The sequence below is a fragment of the Carboxylicivirga linearis genome, from assembly GCF_018271995.1.
Taxonomy (GTDB): Bacteria; Bacteroidota; Bacteroidia; order Bacteroidales; family Marinilabiliaceae; genus Carboxylicivirga; species Carboxylicivirga linearis.
In genome coordinates this window covers 60,558-77,772 of record NZ_JAGUCO010000010.1, presented here as the reverse complement: position 1 = coordinate 77,772, position 17,215 = coordinate 60,558, and the positions used below count along the sequence as shown (strand labels likewise).

The window sequence follows — 17,215 nt, the reverse complement described above, 5'->3', positions numbered from 1 at the left end:
ATATTTGATTTCACCTAAAATTTACTTAATTCGTTGCTCCTTCAATAATGGCCTGTATAGCACCGGAATTCACCTGTTCGGCTGTATAACGATTAAACAAACCAAAATCATCACCACCGTTATCCCATATAAATGGCACCATACCGCTAGCCTTGGCTTCACCTGTAACTGTTTTTAAGAAATAATTACGTGACTCATTATGAAGAATCAATTCATTACCTGTTAAATTTGAACGATACATTGCACCGTACTCTCCCAATATAATCGGAATTCCTTTATCGTAGAACTCCTCTTTCATTGATGCAAATGTACTTTGCACGTAATCTTCTTGTCCCCAATAAGAGTTGTCGTAACCTTCTCCCCAGAGTGTTTTTAGTCCGTCTCCATTATTCAGAGTAAAGTCATACGGATCATAGTAATGTACTTCAACAAATAAACGGCCATCCACTTCGTCGGTTGGCATATTATGTAGTTCTACTCCCCAACCAATATTGGTATTATAGGTTTGCACTATTAAATTACGATAGGCATTTTTACCTCCTGTTGATCTTACAGCATTAACAAATGTTTGATTAAATGACTGTTGAACTTCAATATTTTCATTGGTAGGTTTTGTATAAACATTTTCAACATGAACTTCATTTGTTCCTGCAAATAATAAATGTTCATCATAAATTCGGAAATAAATACCTACTTGTTGCCAAATAGCATACAATTGCTCATTTACCTCTTCTTGCTTGTCATAGGTCGGATTATTCTCTAACCATCCTCCATCCCAATGGGTGTTAATAATCGCATACATATCATTATCGATACAATAATCAACTACTTCTTTTACGCGAATTAACCATGCAGGATCAATTTCGAATGTTTCTCTATCAATGATATATCCATCCCAAGCACAAGGAATACGAACCGCATTGAATCCAGCTGCTTTAACAGCATCAATCACATCTTTGGTTACTTTTGGGTTATTCCAGTTGGTTTCTCCTCCGGGTACTTCCAAGGAGTTACCTACATTCCAACCTGCTATCATTTTTGCAGCCAGTTCAATGGCTGTACTTTCTACACCTGTTTGATCTGCAGGAATTGTAATATCATCTCCATTTTGGTAAATAGTAGCAGTTTCAACTATGTCACCCATTGTAAATGTAATGGTTCCTTTTCTGGTCAAAAAAGCTAAATTGGCATCTATCACAAAAACTTTAGAATCTTGTATCTCGCTTTTTAATTCTTTAAGTGAAATCCAACTATTGTTTATTGTAATTTCCACTTCATCAGAGCGTGTAAACGCAATGGTTAATTCCTGAGCTTCCCGGGTTAAGGTAAATTCATTTTCTTCTAAAACGAGTAGATTATTTTTATCCTGACTAATTGTAATTGTCTCTGTTAAATCACCGGCTGTGATAATTAATTGAGCAGTACGCTGGTCCGTAGTGCTATTAGCCTCTGCTGTTACTTTTACAGGTTCAACACCTGATGAACCAGATAAGGGGGTTACGGTACACCACGATTCTGTGCATTCTAATATCCAATCAACATTTGATGTGATTTTAAAAGCTTTTTGCTGTCCTTCATTTGAAAAACTCAACTCTGTTACCGAAACTTCTAATTCAGGTGTAACCCTAGGTGAGTCTTCTTCACAAGCTATAAAGGCAATAAATGTGAATAAAACCACAAACATTTTCCAGTGTAAATTTATCATCTCTGTTGTTATAATATCCCCGCCCATTAGGGCGGGGATTCAAGTACACATTATCTTTTATTTTATTCTCCAGGAACAAAAACATATGTCATAGCAAATGCATCTTCACCTGAGCGATCTGCATCTCTCATTACTTTAAGTAACAGAGCTCCATCTTCAATTCGATGAATATCAATATCACCCCAATTCAGCACATAATAATCGCATGTCCAAGGGTGAACGACTCCTACAGTCATTAGTAATTTACCATTATCTAAGTCAATACTCCATGAACCAGTCAAGTCTACAACATCCTCTGTCTCCAAAACATCTCCTTCCTGTGGATCACCATGCCTTTCTAAAGTTTCACCTGAAACTTCATCAACGTAAGTATAAATTCTTCTACGTTGCTGTACTGTAACGGTACCATTCATATCAAACTTCATACTTCCATAATCAACTCCTGCTTCACCTGCTGCATATTGCTCTCCAGGAAGAGGATTCCATGACCAGGTTGCAAAATCGGAGAAGATGACAGGACCTTGTTCCCATCCCCAGCTATATTCTTTCTCATAGGTTCTATCAGAATCTAATTTCCAGGTATTGGCAGTAAGGATATTTTTAATATTAGCCAAAGCATCATCACCACCGGCAACCTCAGGAACTAACTTCCAACACATATATTCAGGCTTGTCTGTTGATAACGCACCAACCCACATACCTGTTACAGCGCCTGTTGCACCTTTCTCAATAGAAAGAATTCTCCACTGATTTTCATTAGTTGTATATAAGTTAACCCATCCATTGCAGATAGTAAAGAAAGGAGTTACTCCTGTAAAAGTATATATACCTTTTTCATCTAACTCATAAGTACCACTTGACTCTGTTCCATCAGGCAACACCATGGCAATCGAATTATCCTGAGAATTCATAGTTAACGAAAAATCAGCATACGTTTCGGGTACATCAGCATTCATACCTGTCCAGTCTGCATAGGTATCAGGCGACACCCAACCTGTATTCATTAAAGAACCATCCAGATTAGCCCAGTTAAATGGAGTTTCGGGTGACAATACCCACTTAATAGTTGAATTAGTTGTTGATGAGATATCGTTTTCCCAACCATCTGGCAACTCAGGTTCTGGATCAGGCGTATCTTCAGGTACCCAGTTATCAAAATAATCTTTTGAGATAAAATTATAAACCAATAAACAAGGACCTTCTCCAGATAATGCTTCATCACGCAATGCTGCTAATTGCATATAGTCTTCTGTTAAGGATAATATTTTTAAATCACCCCAATCAATAACCTGACCATCACGTCCTGCATCATGCAATGGACCTGCATCATACATCTTAAGTGTTTTTGCATCAGCATCAAGAAAGTATGTTCCAACTTCTTCTCTACCTAACATTAAATGTTCTGCATGTACATTAGCATTTCCTTGTAAATCAAATGTTATTGATCCATAGTCTCCAGCATCCATTAGCCATGAGTTCCCTGGATAATCAGGATTCCAATTCCAACAGTCTTCACCATAACATTCTCCTAACCAGCCATTGTCGGTTCCATAAAAATAGAGTGGTCCGGCAAAATAACGACTCAGTCCATCAGCATCTAAATCTAAATACCATGTTTTACTATTACCTACACCACCTGAGATTAGCTCCCAAAGTGGATCATTTATGTAATCAAAGTTGGTGGTTGTAATGTTTACAACTTCATCATCAGCTTGGATATATCCACCTGGAGACTGCACTCCATAGGCAAATGTATATTCATCCGGGAAAGCTAATTTAACGGTATCAATAACACGAGTTGACCTTCCTAAAGGAGTAATCCAATGTGGTGTAACTCCAGGTGTCAGGCTTTCCAATATCACCATATTCGGATCCTCTTCGTTTTGAGTGATTATGTATTTCAAATCATCCTTCGAAATTACTTCACCCAATTCTAGCGTTTCCGGAGTACAGGCATTAAATACTACCAATATCCCCAAAAAGGCTGCTAATATGTAATTTATAAATCTTTTCATGATTTAGAATTTTTATCGATTATTACCATCCAGCATTCTGAGTTAAAACTCCACTTGATCGGGTAATCTGATATTGTGGTATCTGCTGTAACCCTTTACATTCAACAATCTTGCTTTCAAGAATAACTTTACTTGTTTCAACGCCTCCGTTTTGAACTTTTGTGTCAATGCTGATTACATCAGCTGCTGTATTTACTCCCTGACGTAACAAATCCCAATAACGAATACCTTCAAAGGCAAATTCATAGCGTCTCTCTCTCATTATATTAGATTGAGTTGCTGATACAGCTGTAAGTCCGGCACGGCTTCGAACCTGATTTAAATAATTATCGGCATTGGCACTACCTAATTCTGCTGCCATTAATAAAACATCGGCATAACGCATTACTACATAATCCTGAAACTGACCAATCATAAAATTAGTACCTCCATGTATAACAGGCAATTGACCAACCTGGATACTTCCATCATCATCAACATAAGGACTGGCCATTGGAGTATACTTTTTATTGGTATACCCTGTAAATTCTCTTTGTCCTCCGTTATCAAATTCAAGACCTTCACCATTAATTGAAATAATAGAAGCATCACGACGAAGATCTCCTTCTGCATAAGAAGTAAATAATTCAGGTAGTACTGTACATGCTCCCCACCCCTGTCCATAAGGAGGATATAAAGTTGAAGAAGCATCGCGAAGACCTAACATTACCAACCAATGATTACCATCGGTATTTCCATTATAATCTGATGTAATGTTATATTTAATCGCAAAAATAGTTTCCATATTATCTTTACCAGCATAGGTGGTTTCTAAACCATCGCCTGCCTCATTAACTTCAGACGAGGCAGCAGGCCAGAGGTTTTTATATTCATCTACCAAGCCATAACTCGAGTTTCCAACAACATCTTCCAAACCAGCTAACACATAGTCTTTATCAACAACACCTACCAAATTATCTTTTTCATAATAACCGGTATAAAACAGAAATACACGCCCGAGCAAAGCTTTACCTGCATATTGATTTACTCGTCCGGCTTCTACTATATCTGAGCCATATTCAGCAACATATTTCAAATCTTCTGCAATCACTTTATATGTGCTGTCAGCCGGGCTTTGTGGTATATTTCCACTCATTGGTTCTGTCAACAATGGAACTCGTTCCCATAAACGAACCATATCGAAGTAACAATAAGCTCTTAAAAAACGAGCTTGTGCTTCAATATTCGTTTTATATTCTTCATCGCCTTCCCAGTCTATTTGCTCCATTTTTGATAATAACATGTTCATGCGATATATAGCCTTATAATACCCAATCCAAGTATCATTTAAGATATCAACTTCTCCGGCAGATGTATTAATATCAAATTCATCTAATACCTGATAGTTGTATCCATCGGTATTTCCAACTCCTCCGAAGCAATTATCAGATACTACTTCTGACAAAACTGGAAAGGCAATGCCGTATGCATACAATGCTTGCACTCCATCGTAGCACCCTACAATGGCTTGTTCTGCATCGGCCTTTGTTCTGTAGAAATTTTCTTCAGTGATTTCTGTTATTGGCTCACTATCCAGGAAATCTGAACAGCTCGAAAACAGAAGAGCACTTAACGCCATTATATATATCGAAAATCTTTTCATTTCTCCTTGATTTAAAATTTAATATTTACACCCATTAAATAAGTCTTAGGACGTGGGTAGAAACCTAAATCTACTCCAGCAGAACCATTCTCCAAACCGTATCCAACTTCTGGATCCATTCCATCATATTTTGTGAAGGTGAATGCATTTTGTGCAGTAGCGTACAAACGAACCTGCTTGAATAAACCTTTATCAATGATTCGTGAAAAGTCGTACCCTAAAGTGATATTACTTATGCGAAGGAAGTCACCGTCCTGAACGTAAATATCAGAAAACTGCCAGTTTACATTAGTTTCTGTAACACGAGGCATTGAATTAGATGTTCCTTCTCCATGCCAGCGACCTAAAATAGCAGTGGTATAATTAGCATACGAATTTGCATGATTACGATATGATTGCACAATTTGATTACCGGCAACACCATTAGCTAAAACTGAAAAATCAAATCCTTTATAGCTAAACCCAACATTAAAACCATAGGTAAAGTCAGGATTTGGATCGCCAATCATGTGTTTATCATCATCATCAATTACACCGTCTCCATTGCGATCAACATAGATTAAATCGCCCGGTTTAGCATTCGGCTGAATCATATTACCTTCTGTATCGGTATAATTTCTAACCTGATCTTCATTCTGGAATACTCCATCTGTTGACCATCCCCAGAAATAACCAATTGGCATACCTGTTTCTGCTCTTCTATAGAAAATACCAGCATTGTCGTATAATTGATTAGCCAAACCAGGAACTATACCATCGTCGGTAGGTACCTCTGTAACATCATTTTTATTTTTAGCAACATTAGCAGAAATGAAATATTTGAAATCTCCTATATTATCATTCCAGGATAGAACTAATTCAATCCCGGTATTAGTTACTTTACCACCATTAAAATAAGGAGGATTCGCACCATCTGTTGCATACCCTGGAGCTTCAAGCAACCAGTCTTTTGTTTGCTTTTCGTACCAATCGAAGTTTACCCCTAAACGAGCATCTAAAAAGCGGGCGTCAAAACCAATGTTTAATTGCTCTGATGTTTCCCAAATAATTTCAGGATTACCTAAACGGCTTGGATAAGATCCAATGGTGTTTCCGGAAGCATCAAAATCAGCTGATCCGAAATAGTAATTAGCATCACCTGTACTGATAGGAGCTAAATACTGCCATGCAGCAATATTTTGGTTACCTACTTGTCCCCAACTACCACGCAATTTAAAGAAGTCAACCCAGTCTTGTCCTTCTGCAAACGTTTCGTTGGTTACCACCCATCCTGCTGATACAGAAGGGAAATATCCCCAGCGGTTATCTTTTGCAAATCGAGATGATCCATCAGCTCTGAAAGTAGCATTCAACATGTAACGCTCTTTATAATTATAGCTTAAACGACCAAAGTATGAAAGTAACATTGACTCATCATAAGGTGCCCCTCCAATAGACAAACGCGTCAAATCCTGATTGGTAGTATTATCAATCCAGGCATGATCTAAATCTCCAATTGTTAAATCAGCATTAGAAGCATTAAGCCATGAACCAGAATTAGTATAAGCTGATGTACCCACCATTGTGGTAAAAGCATGATCTGCTATTTTAAAATCATAAGTAGCATAATTATCCCATGTTAGAGCTAAACCTTTACCAAAACTCTGACTTGCCGAATCAAATAAGCGTTGAGCATATATTGACAATTGGTACTGAGGAGAGTAAGAACGATATTCGCTTGTGTAAAAATCAACACCCAAACGAGTACGAACTTTTAAATTTTTAATTGGACTAATTTCCATGTAAACATCACCAAATAGTTTTTGGTTATTGCTAACATTTTGGTTATTAAGCATCATAGACGCATATGGATTACTTTCTCCATCAGCCCATGGCACCCATTCTTCTCCCTGATACATTACTCCTGCACCGGCAGTATTATTCAAATAATTACCATCATCGTCATATACAGGTAAAAACGGACTAGTATTAAAAGCACCTCTTAACGAGTTATTATACTGGTTACCAACAGAAATACCATTATTATCAACATAACTAAATGTCAAATGCTGACCAACTGTAACAATATCATCAAATAATTTATGTTCTGAATTAACACGGAATACATATCTATTATAATCTGAAACTTCGGGACCTCCAATAATACCTTCCTGACCAGTGTATGACAACGACATTGAATAAACAGACATGTCGTTACCACCATTCAAACCTAACGAATAGTTTTGGGTAACTGCATTTGGATAAGCCATTTGATCTAGCCAGTCAGTACCTTCACCCATTGCAATAATCTCCTCTTGAGAAAAATAAGGAAGTTTACCAGAATTGATCGCAGATTCATTCATTATAACAGCATACTCTTTACTGTTAAGCATACTAATTTGACGTGTAGGATTCTGAACACCATAATAAGCATCCAAATTCACATTCATCTTACCGGACTTACCTGTTTTGGTTGTTATTAACACTACTCCGTTAGCCGCCTGCGAACCATAGATGGCAGCAGATGCAGCATCTTTTAAAATATCGATACTTTCGATATCGGCATTGTTCAAATATGAGATATCACCAGTTTGCACCCCATCAACCACATATAAAGGACCTGAGTTACCAATAGTACCTACACCACGAATTTTTACACTCATGCCCTCACCAGGTTGGCCAGAAGTAGAGGTAATTTGCACACCTGCAGTTTGCCCCTGCAATCCTTCTAACGCACTTGTTGTACTCTGTTTGGCTACGTCATCACCTTTTACCTGAACAGTAGCTCCGGTAACCAGCTTCTTTTGTTGAACACCGTATCCAACAACAACTACCTCATCAAATTCAGATACTTCTTCTACAAGAGATACATTTAATGAAACTTGATTTGAAACGAGGATTTCCTGAGTTTGAAATCCAATAAATGAGAATACTAATGTCTCATTGCTCGATGCCTGAATAGAATAATTTCCATCCATATCTGTAATTACCCCACGTGTAGTACCTTTTACAAAAACATTTGTTCCAGGTATAGGGGTATTATCTGATTCAGAAAGCACTGTACCCGTAATGGTTTGTGTTTCCTGCCCATAAGCTATCGTACTTGATAGCATCATTAAAACAATTCCTGTAAGTACTAACCATTGTTTTGGTATAGCAAAAACCGGAATCAGATTTTTGGCTTTTTTAATCATGATTGATTCAGATTTAATTAAAACTTGATTTTTAATTATCGAAGCCAAATGTATAGTATGCCGGATGCGAACATGTAAATTTTTGTTAATGATATATGTTCAAATGATAACTCCAATGGCTATTTTGTAATGTATGTGTACACAATTAGTTAACAAGCATCAATACAATATAATACGCAAAGCATTTATTATCTGATATTTATAAAGCCAACCTAATTCAATAACATTTTTTCACAATTAGCATCCAAATCTTAAGTACAGGATAGAAGAGAGAACAGGGATTAAACCCTTCAATCGAAAAATTCGCAATAAACTTTCAAATCCGTTCAATTATATTAATTGACTGATGCTAGCAAATATACCAAACCGGCCTGCCAGTTTATGGCAATTTCGTTATGACTATAACTAGCCTCTTTATCTACCCAATCGGTAGCTGTGTGCCCTCCACCAACAATATAACCCGGCCATGGAGCTTCAATTGAATCAGCGGCACTTCTACGGGAATGTGGAAACATAGGTGGATTTACTCCTAAACCGGTAACAAACGACCTACCATAATAATTACAACCAAACAAGTGACCTACAATGCTAACTGTTGCATCTATGTATTTCTTATCTGGTTTAAGAAGATTAGCCACACTTAAATTAATAGACTGACGAGCGACTGTACCATTGCATCCCCAGAAGTATTTATCCATTGGTCGGCCATACACATCTTGTTGAGTATTGCTTACAATTGCATCTGCAATTGAAATAACAGCCTCTTTCACTTTTCTGTATAATTCCTCGTTTTGAGCTTCATCAGCATGTAACACATACCCGAAAACACCCAGATTGCCAACATTACCCCAATCCCAATTTAATTCAACAGGATTTTCTATGGCTGATAAACGCTGTTCGAAATCATCAAGGTATTGCTTTTCACCGGTAGCCAGCCACATTTCTGATGCAGCCCATAATCTATCATCAGAATCATCGGTTTGGTACCCTCCGGTAGAGAATTCGCCTTGTTCGAATTTAACATGCATTGGATGTTCTAATAGACACTGATAGCTTACTTTAGCTGCAGCCAGACAACTATCAGCATATGTTTCATCATATTGCCTGAAATTACGCGATGCCATTGCCATCATTGCAACAAAATCAGCCGTAGCAGCAGAACTCCATGTGGTAAAATATCGTTTTTCGTTATCTTCTTCAGGCATAATGAAACCTGAGAAATTCTTACGAGTTAGTTTATGAGATACTCGGCCCGATCCATCGGTGTATTGCATCTTAAACAACCAATCTATCTCGTACTTTATTTCTTTTAGAAAATCCGGAAAGTGAGCATTGCTTTCATCAGAAGGTAATTGCAGATCTAGATTTGACAACTTATCATTAAAATGCTCCCAGGTTAAAAATAATGCACCAACGGTAACACCGGCATTAACTGTGTATTTTCCATAATCACCTGCATCATGCCAGCCACCTACTCCATCTTTTTTTTGCTCTTTGCCATCTTCATATGCGATATAGCCATCATCAGTATGACATGCTGCATGTTTATACATTTGCCCGTTATGTTCACCTTCAACAGCTTCACCACATCGCCATAAATACATAGCACGCATTGAGGTGTATAATGAAGATTTGTAAACATCTTCACTGATTTCGAAAACAGAAGACTTAACATCTCCTACTTTGATGTAATATTTTCCGGGTTGTTTTAGTTTTGTGAAATTTATTCTCGCCACTTTCTCATTAACATCAGACTGATAAACAGGTTGATTAATGTTTCCTTCGATAACGATTTCTTGGGTTTGATTATATACTATCGAGAAGGTTGATGCAGCAGGTTGAGTAACGCTTGCAATCTTCGCATCATTAGGCCTAAATCCTAATGAATTGACTTTTATGCTTGTTTTTTGCGCACAAGACGCAATAGAAATGATAAGAAGTAAATTAAGGAAAGTGATTTTCATAGGGCTGGAATTTAAGGGAACAGCCTGCATCTGATTTTTGATACAGGCTGCAATTGTAAATTATTTCTTTGGTGTTAGTCTGATCATCAACACATCATGTCCTTGGATAGTAGATTTCAGACTCTTTTTAGTAGTTACTAAATCCTTATGATTATAAAGATCTCTGATAGTGTATTCAATGCGATCAACTGCTAATTCTCTTCCCGACAAATCATCTTTTACCGGATGCCATGACCAATTGTGATTGATTTCTACAGGCTCTTCAGTCATGTTAACTATTGCAAAAGCCCATTCTCCATCAGCCATTGGCTTAGCCCACATTTCAATTTTACCTTCATCGGAATGACAATAAGCCTGCACACCCAATTTATCTTGATTAACGGCAATAACTTCCTTGTTGGTTAATATTTCGATGGTTTCTTTAGAAGCTGAACGCAAATCATTACCCATAATCAATGGCGAAGATAGCATTACCCACATAGCAAAATGTACACGATCTTCAGCAGCTGTCATGCCATTACCTACTTCCATCATATCAAAATCGTTCCAATGGCCAGGTCCGGTATATTTACGAATATCTTTACGTAATTTGATGATAGGCCAAACACCTAATGACGACCAGGTTCCATGGCCAACCTTACAATCCCAGCAATTGATAATATCGCCGGTAACACGCCACATGTGCCCCATTTCTTCGCCCCATTTCCATGGATCGTTATCACCCCATTCGCAAATACTGAATAGAATAGGACGACCAGTAGCATGTATGGCATCTCGCATGGTTTGATAAGCACCTTTAGCATTTAAATTTTCAGTATCACACCAGTCATATTTCAAAAAATCAACACCCCATTCGGCATATAACTTAGCATCCTGAAACTCAAAACCACGACTACCAGGATAACCAGCACATGTTGTTGCTCCTGCACAGTTGTAAATACCAAATTTTAAACCTTTGCTGTGCACATAATCCACAACAGCCTTCATTCCATTAGGAAACTTTTTGGGATCGGGAACCAGATTGTAATTCTCATCACGCTCTCTTGCCATCCAGCCGTCATCTAACACTAAGTAATCATATCCGGCATCTTTTAAACCTAAATCAACAAAGGCATCGGCAATATCTTTTACCAATTGCTCATTAATGTCGGTTCCAAAAGTATTCCAACTATTCCATCCCATAGGAGGTGTTAAGGCAAGGTTTTCTGCTTTTTGAGCATTAAGTGAAATACTCAAGATCAATAATGCCACAAAAGTTATTTGCTTCTTCATTCTGATTAATTTTAGTTTTAATTAGAGATTCTGTATATCTCTTTCTTAAACTGTTTTCAATAAACCTATTTAAATTATTCTTTCACAGATTGAGTAATTGCATCCGCTATCTCAGGTTGAAACCACTCAATGTTTCTACGATCAAAGATTCCAAACTCATTACTATTACCATTATCCCACCAAATAGGACAAATACCCCGTTGAATACAACCTTCGGCATAGTATTGCGCATGTCGGATCCTGTCTTCCAAATTATCATGATTTAAATTACCCCATTCTCCCAGAACGACAGCTGTTCCATTAGCAATAAATTTGTTATAGATTCGATCAAATTCATTATCCAAAGCCTCTTTATCGGCATCTGTCCCCCAGTCTTTACCATTTTCTCCCAGGCATAATTCGTAAGGATAGTAATTATGAATTGAGACAATCAGATTTGATGATAATGGTAACTTTAATCCATCCATAGCAATTGTGGTAGCTGATGCAGCATAAGTAGAAATCATAATATAACGATCAGTATTATTCTCACCTGTATTGCGAATGGCCTCCACGGCTACCTGGTGAAACTGATTAAGACAATCGCGCCCCTCTGCACTACCTCCACTCCATTCGTTAGCTGATCCTTTTAACCGCGGCTCATTTAGTGTTTCGAATAATAAGTGCTTATCATACGCTTTAAATCGTGTGGCTATTTGAGTCCACACTTTTCCTAATTGATCTTTTACAATATCAGCCTCAGCATAGGTAGGTATAATCCATTCTTCGTCGTGATGAATATTGACAATAACATGCATCTCATTATCCAAACCATAATTAACAATTTCTTCTACCCTATCTAACCATTCCTCTTCAATAAGGTAATCCGGAGCATCACCTATGTGATATTGCCAGGTAACAGGAACCCTGAGTGTTTGAAATCCTTTAGCTTTAATGGCATCTATCATCTCTTTTGAGGTATACGGATTGCCCCAAACCGTTTCATCCAAACCTTTGGCATCAAGAGTATTTCCTAAATTCCACCCCACACCCATATTAGCTACAAATTTCATAGCCTCATCATCAATTACCGGAGCCTCAATAGTTGTAAAAGAAACTTTAACTTCATCGGCCAATAAAATTCCGGAAGTATTAACAAGAGCACCTTTAGGAATAACAATCTCATATATTGTACCATGCACTAGTTCAGCGGTAAATATTAATTTAGTATAAGCTTCCTCAATATCAATCGGTTCGCCATTTATAGTTATTCCATGATCTGCTACAAGTTTTACCACCTCACTAAAAGTGAATACAATTTCAGTTGATAATTCTACATCTTGAGCATTATTCTCTGGAATACTTGATTTAAATACAGGAACTGGTTTTGGTTCCTCTTTCTGCCCCTTTGAACATGCAGTAAATAAAAGAAATTGCGCTAAAACCAACGTCCAAATATAGATTGTTTTCATGGCTGCATGTTTTTATTCAATACCTAATAACGAAAGCATCATTTCAGCGTATCTCTCACCTAATAAACGATACCCGGCCGAGTTAAAATGTGCATTATCCTGACCAGGGCATCCTTCGGATGAAATAATATGAGCCGTTGGCACATATTCAGGCAAAGTATTAATAATGTCATTCATACTACTACAACAATTCTCCTCTCCGGCAAATACTTCACCGGCCAATATAGGCACATCATCAGCACTGAGAGTTAAATCATCAAGCATATCCTCATATATTTTTTTTACGTACAAAGGCCATTGATCGTCGCCCGTATTGGTTTCACCCTGATGCAACAAAATGCCTTTAATCACACCGTCTTCTTGAGCTAATTTTGCCAGATTGATCAAGTACTGATATGGATTACCTTCATAAGCTGCTATTTTATCCTGAAACCAGCTTTCTGTATACGTATTGGTATAATCCTGATAGATATCTTTATCGAATAATCGAATATCACATCCACCAATAGCTACATTAATAACGCCTACAGTAACGTCGGTAGGAAGATTATCGATAAGTGTCCTACCAAAATAATCGGCAGGCGACAAACCTGATGCGCATTGACAAAGAGGAGGTACAGCAACACGCCACTCGCCCTTTGTTCCTAATTCGGAGCAATCTAAAGCTTGCATCACCTGAAAACGCTCATTAACAGTTTTGTCCTGAGATTCAATAGCGCCTTGCCCTTCCATATTAGACTGGCCAAAACACAAGTAAATATGAAAGTTGGGATCTTTTTCATGTTCAATCTTTTCTTTAGTAGAAAAGCTAAATTCAATTTCTTCCTTTAATTCAATGCCCGAGGTATTTATTACAGCTCCTGAAGGAATATTTACTGTATATGTGGAATTATTATCCAATTGGGCTTTAACCATCAGTTTTGTATATGATTCCTCAACATCTGTTGCTTTATTATTAATAGTGATTCCATGATTAGGTGTAAGTTTTACTACCTCATTAAAAGTGACCACAATTTCAGTTGAAAGCTCAACATTTTGTGCATTGTTTTCTGGAATACTTGCTCTGAACTCAGGAGCAGGTTTAGGCGCCTCTTCTTGCCCTTTTGAACAAGCAATGCAAAAAAGCGACTGCAAAAGAATAAAAGTAAAAATGTTAATTATTTTCATATACTACTCCTTATTTTACTATTAGATAAATCACTAAAAAAAATGTCAACCTATTGTTATTGAGCTTAAAACACAAATAATTATTTATCTAACATCTTCAATCGATTGATAACCTCTATTAAAGCCCTGGAATTATGGTAAGGACATTTCCAAAACCCAATTTTACATTCTTCAACATCCGGATTCCCATTCAAATGAACCTTTCCAAACCACTCACCACACTCACTATCTTTCACATTGTTTTTAATGAAAGTCCATACTTTAGTCATTGCTTCCATGTATGCTTCATCACCGGTATTTTGATATACATCCATCAAACCTACCATAGCTTCTGCCTGCGGCCACCAGTGCTTATCAGTATCTAAATGACCATTTTCTTTTTCATAGAAAATGCTACCATCATTATCCATTCCTTCATTGATGGTAACATCTACCATTCGTTTTCCAATTTCTTTCATTTGAATTAGCAACTCATCATCCTTTATTTCATGAGCCGCCTCGGTTAGTAACCAGGCTCCTTCAATATCATGACCATATGAAACAATCTCGGACTTAACTGTCCAATCCATATCAAAGAACAAATTGAAATGCGCTGTTTGCTGATCAATGATATGATCGCGAAAAACTTCCAGCAAATGTTGAATTTTAGTTTTCAATACCGTATCTGGCCATACTCTGTAAAGATTTGTATAAGGCTCGATGATATGAAGATGTGTATTCATCGATTTGGGCTCATTTGCATCCTTAGCACTTAATCGCATATCTTCCAAGGGCGACCAATCATTATCCAGTGCTTCAATATATCCCCCGAACTTATCATCTTTAAAATGCTTTTCAATCAGATGATAGAGAACAATCGCTTCATCCAGGCTTTCTTTTTTACCTGATGCACGATAATATTCCGACAAACCATAGATTCCAAACCCCTGAGCGTATGCCTGTTTACGACGATTAGCAACTTTTCCGTTATTATCAACAGCCCAATACAAACCTCCAAACTTCTGATCTTTGAAATACTCCATCAAATAATCGTAAGCTCTGTCTGCTAACTCAAGGTATTTGGTATCCTTGCTATAATTGTAAGCTGCTGAATAAGTCCACAATAAACGAGCGTTTAAAACCGCACCTTTATCAGCATCTTCAACCTGAACTCCCTCACGGTTTGTTTCACCGATAAAGCCACCATTAACATCATCTATTGATTTATCTGCCCAAAACTGAAGTACCTCTTTCAACTCCTGATCCTGTTCTGAGATCAGTTTAGCTATTTTGTCTGTTTTCATTTTGTCTTTGTTGTAAACTAAATAGATTGCAGATTATTTAATATCTGAATTAAAACATGAGGCCGGTAATCCATCACTATTAAATAAACCGGGCGTAGCAGCATTACTCCAGGCAAAACGCACTGCCTGTGGAGATTTTACAATGCTACTCAATACAATGGTGTTTTTTCTAACCTTTGCTTTGGCTGTATGCCAATTCCCTTCTTCATCCTTAATCTCGAAGAGCGATAAAGCATCTCCTTTTACATTTAAACCATCAGCATGATCGAACAACACAGTTACTTTTTTCCCTTTAACTTCGTATGATGAATACAATGGTCCAAAAACAGGTAAATCGGTTTTACCGTAAGTTTTATGTAATGCCAGATTGGCAAAACGTATTCCAACATCTTTCTTATTACGAGGATGAATATCAACGGTATCACCAATGTCGCTAGTCACAATCATTCCTGTATTATCAAGGCTTAAAGCTCTTCGCTGAGCTTCCCTAATTTCAACTCCGGTTGTTCCACCATAATCTTTCCATGGAGCTATTTGAGCAAAGTAGAAAGGTAGATCTTTATCAAAATCGTTACGCCATGATTTAATCAACATCTGCAGCATCTCGGTATAAGTAGCTGGATTTGCAGTATTAGCCTCTCCCTGATACCAAAGCACACCGGCAAAATTAAAAGGAATCATTGGAGCAATCATTGCATTATAGGCTCTGCCCGGTTCCACAGGCCCCCATGGAACAGGCTCTAACGATTGTGCTGACTTTAATAAATAAGGATCAGAATTAATAACATCTTCCGACATCCAGACTTCAGCAGGGGTTCCACCCCAGCTGGAACATACTAAACCGATTGGTACATCCAGATTCTTGTTAAGAATTTTACCAAAATAATATCCCACAGAACTGAAATCAAGCATCGTTTCCGGAGTACAAATTGCCCATTCACCGCTCACATCATGTGTTGGTGCAAGTGCTGTACGAGGTGTAACGGTAAAAAGACGAATATTAGGTAAGTCAGCTTCTTTAATAGCATCTTCTTTAGTTGTTATGCCGCCTCTGGTAGTCCATTCCATATTAGATTGACCGGATAGCAACCAAACCTCACCAATCATTATATCTTTTAGAATAACCTCATTATATCCCTGCATTTTAATCTCGTATGGACCACCTGCTTCAGGCGTTTGAATCTCAACCATCCAATGTCCTTGATTATCAACTACAGTATTTAAAGTATCTACATTCCAACCTACAGTTACCTTAACTTTTTCCAAAGGTTTACCCCATCCCCATAATTTAATGTTGCTTTGTTGTTGAAGCACCATATGATCAGCAAAAACAGCTGGAACTGATATATTGGCAAATAAGGTTGTTGTAAATAACGCAGACAGAACAGCTGCAAACACTCGTTGAATTTGTTTCATTTTGATTGATTTAATATCCACTTAACAGTTTGAAAAAGGTTTAAAATCCTAAAGATTTTTCAAACAAACCATTCTATACAAAACTAACTTTAGACTTATCAACCCGCAAGTATGATTTAGTCATTAT

Annotated in this window: 10 protein-coding genes; all 10 read right to left on the bottom strand. The window is 37.4% G+C overall.

What is annotated here, in order from left to right:
• Nucleotides 1-25: 25 nt before the first annotated feature.
• Nucleotides 26-1,705 carry a cellulase family glycosylhydrolase gene (locus KEM10_RS13845; RefSeq protein WP_212216615.1) on the bottom strand — a complete coding sequence of 560 codons (1,680 nt, stop codon included), beginning with the start codon at nt 1,703-1,705 and terminating at the stop codon, nt 26-28.
• 62 nt (nt 1,706-1,767) lie between these two features.
• Nucleotides 1,768-3,720, bottom strand: a complete 1,953-nt coding sequence (locus KEM10_RS13840) for a hypothetical protein (RefSeq protein ID WP_212216614.1) — start codon at nt 3,718-3,720, stop codon at nt 1,768-1,770.
• Between the two features lie 22 nt (nt 3,721-3,742).
• Nucleotides 3,743-5,362 (bottom strand): RagB/SusD family nutrient uptake outer membrane protein, encoded by a 1,620-nt coding sequence (locus KEM10_RS13835; protein WP_212216613.1) that lies wholly within the window; start codon nt 5,360-5,362, stop codon nt 3,743-3,745.
• 11 nt (nt 5,363-5,373) lie between these two features.
• Nucleotides 5,374-8,535 carry a SusC/RagA family TonB-linked outer membrane protein gene (locus KEM10_RS13830; protein ID WP_244825856.1) on the bottom strand — a complete coding sequence of 1,054 codons (3,162 nt, stop codon included), beginning with the start codon at nt 8,533-8,535 and terminating at the stop codon, nt 5,374-5,376.
• A gap of 335 nt (nt 8,536-8,870) precedes the next feature.
• Nucleotides 8,871-10,499 (bottom strand): glycoside hydrolase family 9 protein, encoded by a 1,629-nt coding sequence (locus tag KEM10_RS13825; protein WP_212216612.1) that lies wholly within the window; start codon nt 10,497-10,499, stop codon nt 8,871-8,873.
• Between the two features lie 60 nt (nt 10,500-10,559).
• Complete coding sequence (locus tag KEM10_RS13820) at nt 10,560-11,771, bottom strand: glycoside hydrolase family 27 protein (RefSeq protein WP_212216611.1); 1,212 nt, start codon at nt 11,769-11,771, stop codon at nt 10,560-10,562.
• Between the two features lie 74 nt (nt 11,772-11,845).
• On the bottom strand, nt 11,846-13,222 hold the full coding sequence (locus KEM10_RS13815; protein WP_212216610.1) for a cellulase family glycosylhydrolase: 1,377 nt from the start codon (nt 13,220-13,222) through the stop codon (nt 11,846-11,848).
• A gap of 12 nt (nt 13,223-13,234) precedes the next feature.
• Nucleotides 13,235-14,389, bottom strand: a complete 1,155-nt coding sequence (locus tag KEM10_RS13810; protein ID WP_244825854.1) for a sialate O-acetylesterase — start codon at nt 14,387-14,389, stop codon at nt 13,235-13,237.
• 80 nt (nt 14,390-14,469) lie between these two features.
• On the bottom strand, nt 14,470-15,672 hold the full coding sequence (locus KEM10_RS13805) for an AGE family epimerase/isomerase (protein ID WP_212216609.1): 1,203 nt from the start codon (nt 15,670-15,672) through the stop codon (nt 14,470-14,472).
• 33 nt (nt 15,673-15,705) lie between these two features.
• On the bottom strand, nt 15,706-17,088 hold the full coding sequence (locus tag KEM10_RS13800; protein WP_212216608.1) for a sialate O-acetylesterase: 1,383 nt from the start codon (nt 17,086-17,088) through the stop codon (nt 15,706-15,708).
• Nucleotides 17,089-17,215: the final 127 nt, after the last annotated feature.

Bases quoted from the DNA above. Each gene is read 5' to 3' on its own strand.
- KEM10_RS13845 (WP_212216615.1), bottom strand. From the start codon at position 1,705: ATGATAAATTTACACTGGAAAATGTTTGTGGTTTTATTCACATTTATT.
- KEM10_RS13840 (WP_212216614.1), bottom strand. From the start codon at position 3,720: ATGAAAAGATTTATAAATTACATATTAGCAGCCTTTTTGGGGATATTG.
- KEM10_RS13835 (WP_212216613.1), bottom strand. From the start codon at position 5,362: ATGAAAAGATTTTCGATATATATAATGGCGTTAAGTGCTCTTCTGTTT.
- KEM10_RS13830 (WP_244825856.1), bottom strand. From the start codon at position 8,535: ATGATTAAAAAAGCCAAAAATCTGATTCCGGTTTTTGCTATACCAAAA.
- KEM10_RS13825 (WP_212216612.1), bottom strand. From the start codon at position 10,499: ATGAAAATCACTTTCCTTAATTTACTTCTTATCATTTCTATTGCGTCT.
- KEM10_RS13820 (WP_212216611.1), bottom strand. From the start codon at position 11,771: ATGAAGAAGCAAATAACTTTTGTGGCATTATTGATCTTGAGTATTTCA.
- KEM10_RS13815 (WP_212216610.1), bottom strand. From the start codon at position 13,222: ATGAAAACAATCTATATTTGGACGTTGGTTTTAGCGCAATTTCTTTTA.
- KEM10_RS13810 (WP_244825854.1), bottom strand. From the start codon at position 14,389: ATGAAAATAATTAACATTTTTACTTTTATTCTTTTGCAGTCGCTTTTT.
- KEM10_RS13805 (WP_212216609.1), bottom strand. From the start codon at position 15,672: ATGAAAACAGACAAAATAGCTAAACTGATCTCAGAACAGGATCAGGAG.
- KEM10_RS13800 (WP_212216608.1), bottom strand. From the start codon at position 17,088: ATGAAACAAATTCAACGAGTGTTTGCAGCTGTTCTGTCTGCGTTATTT.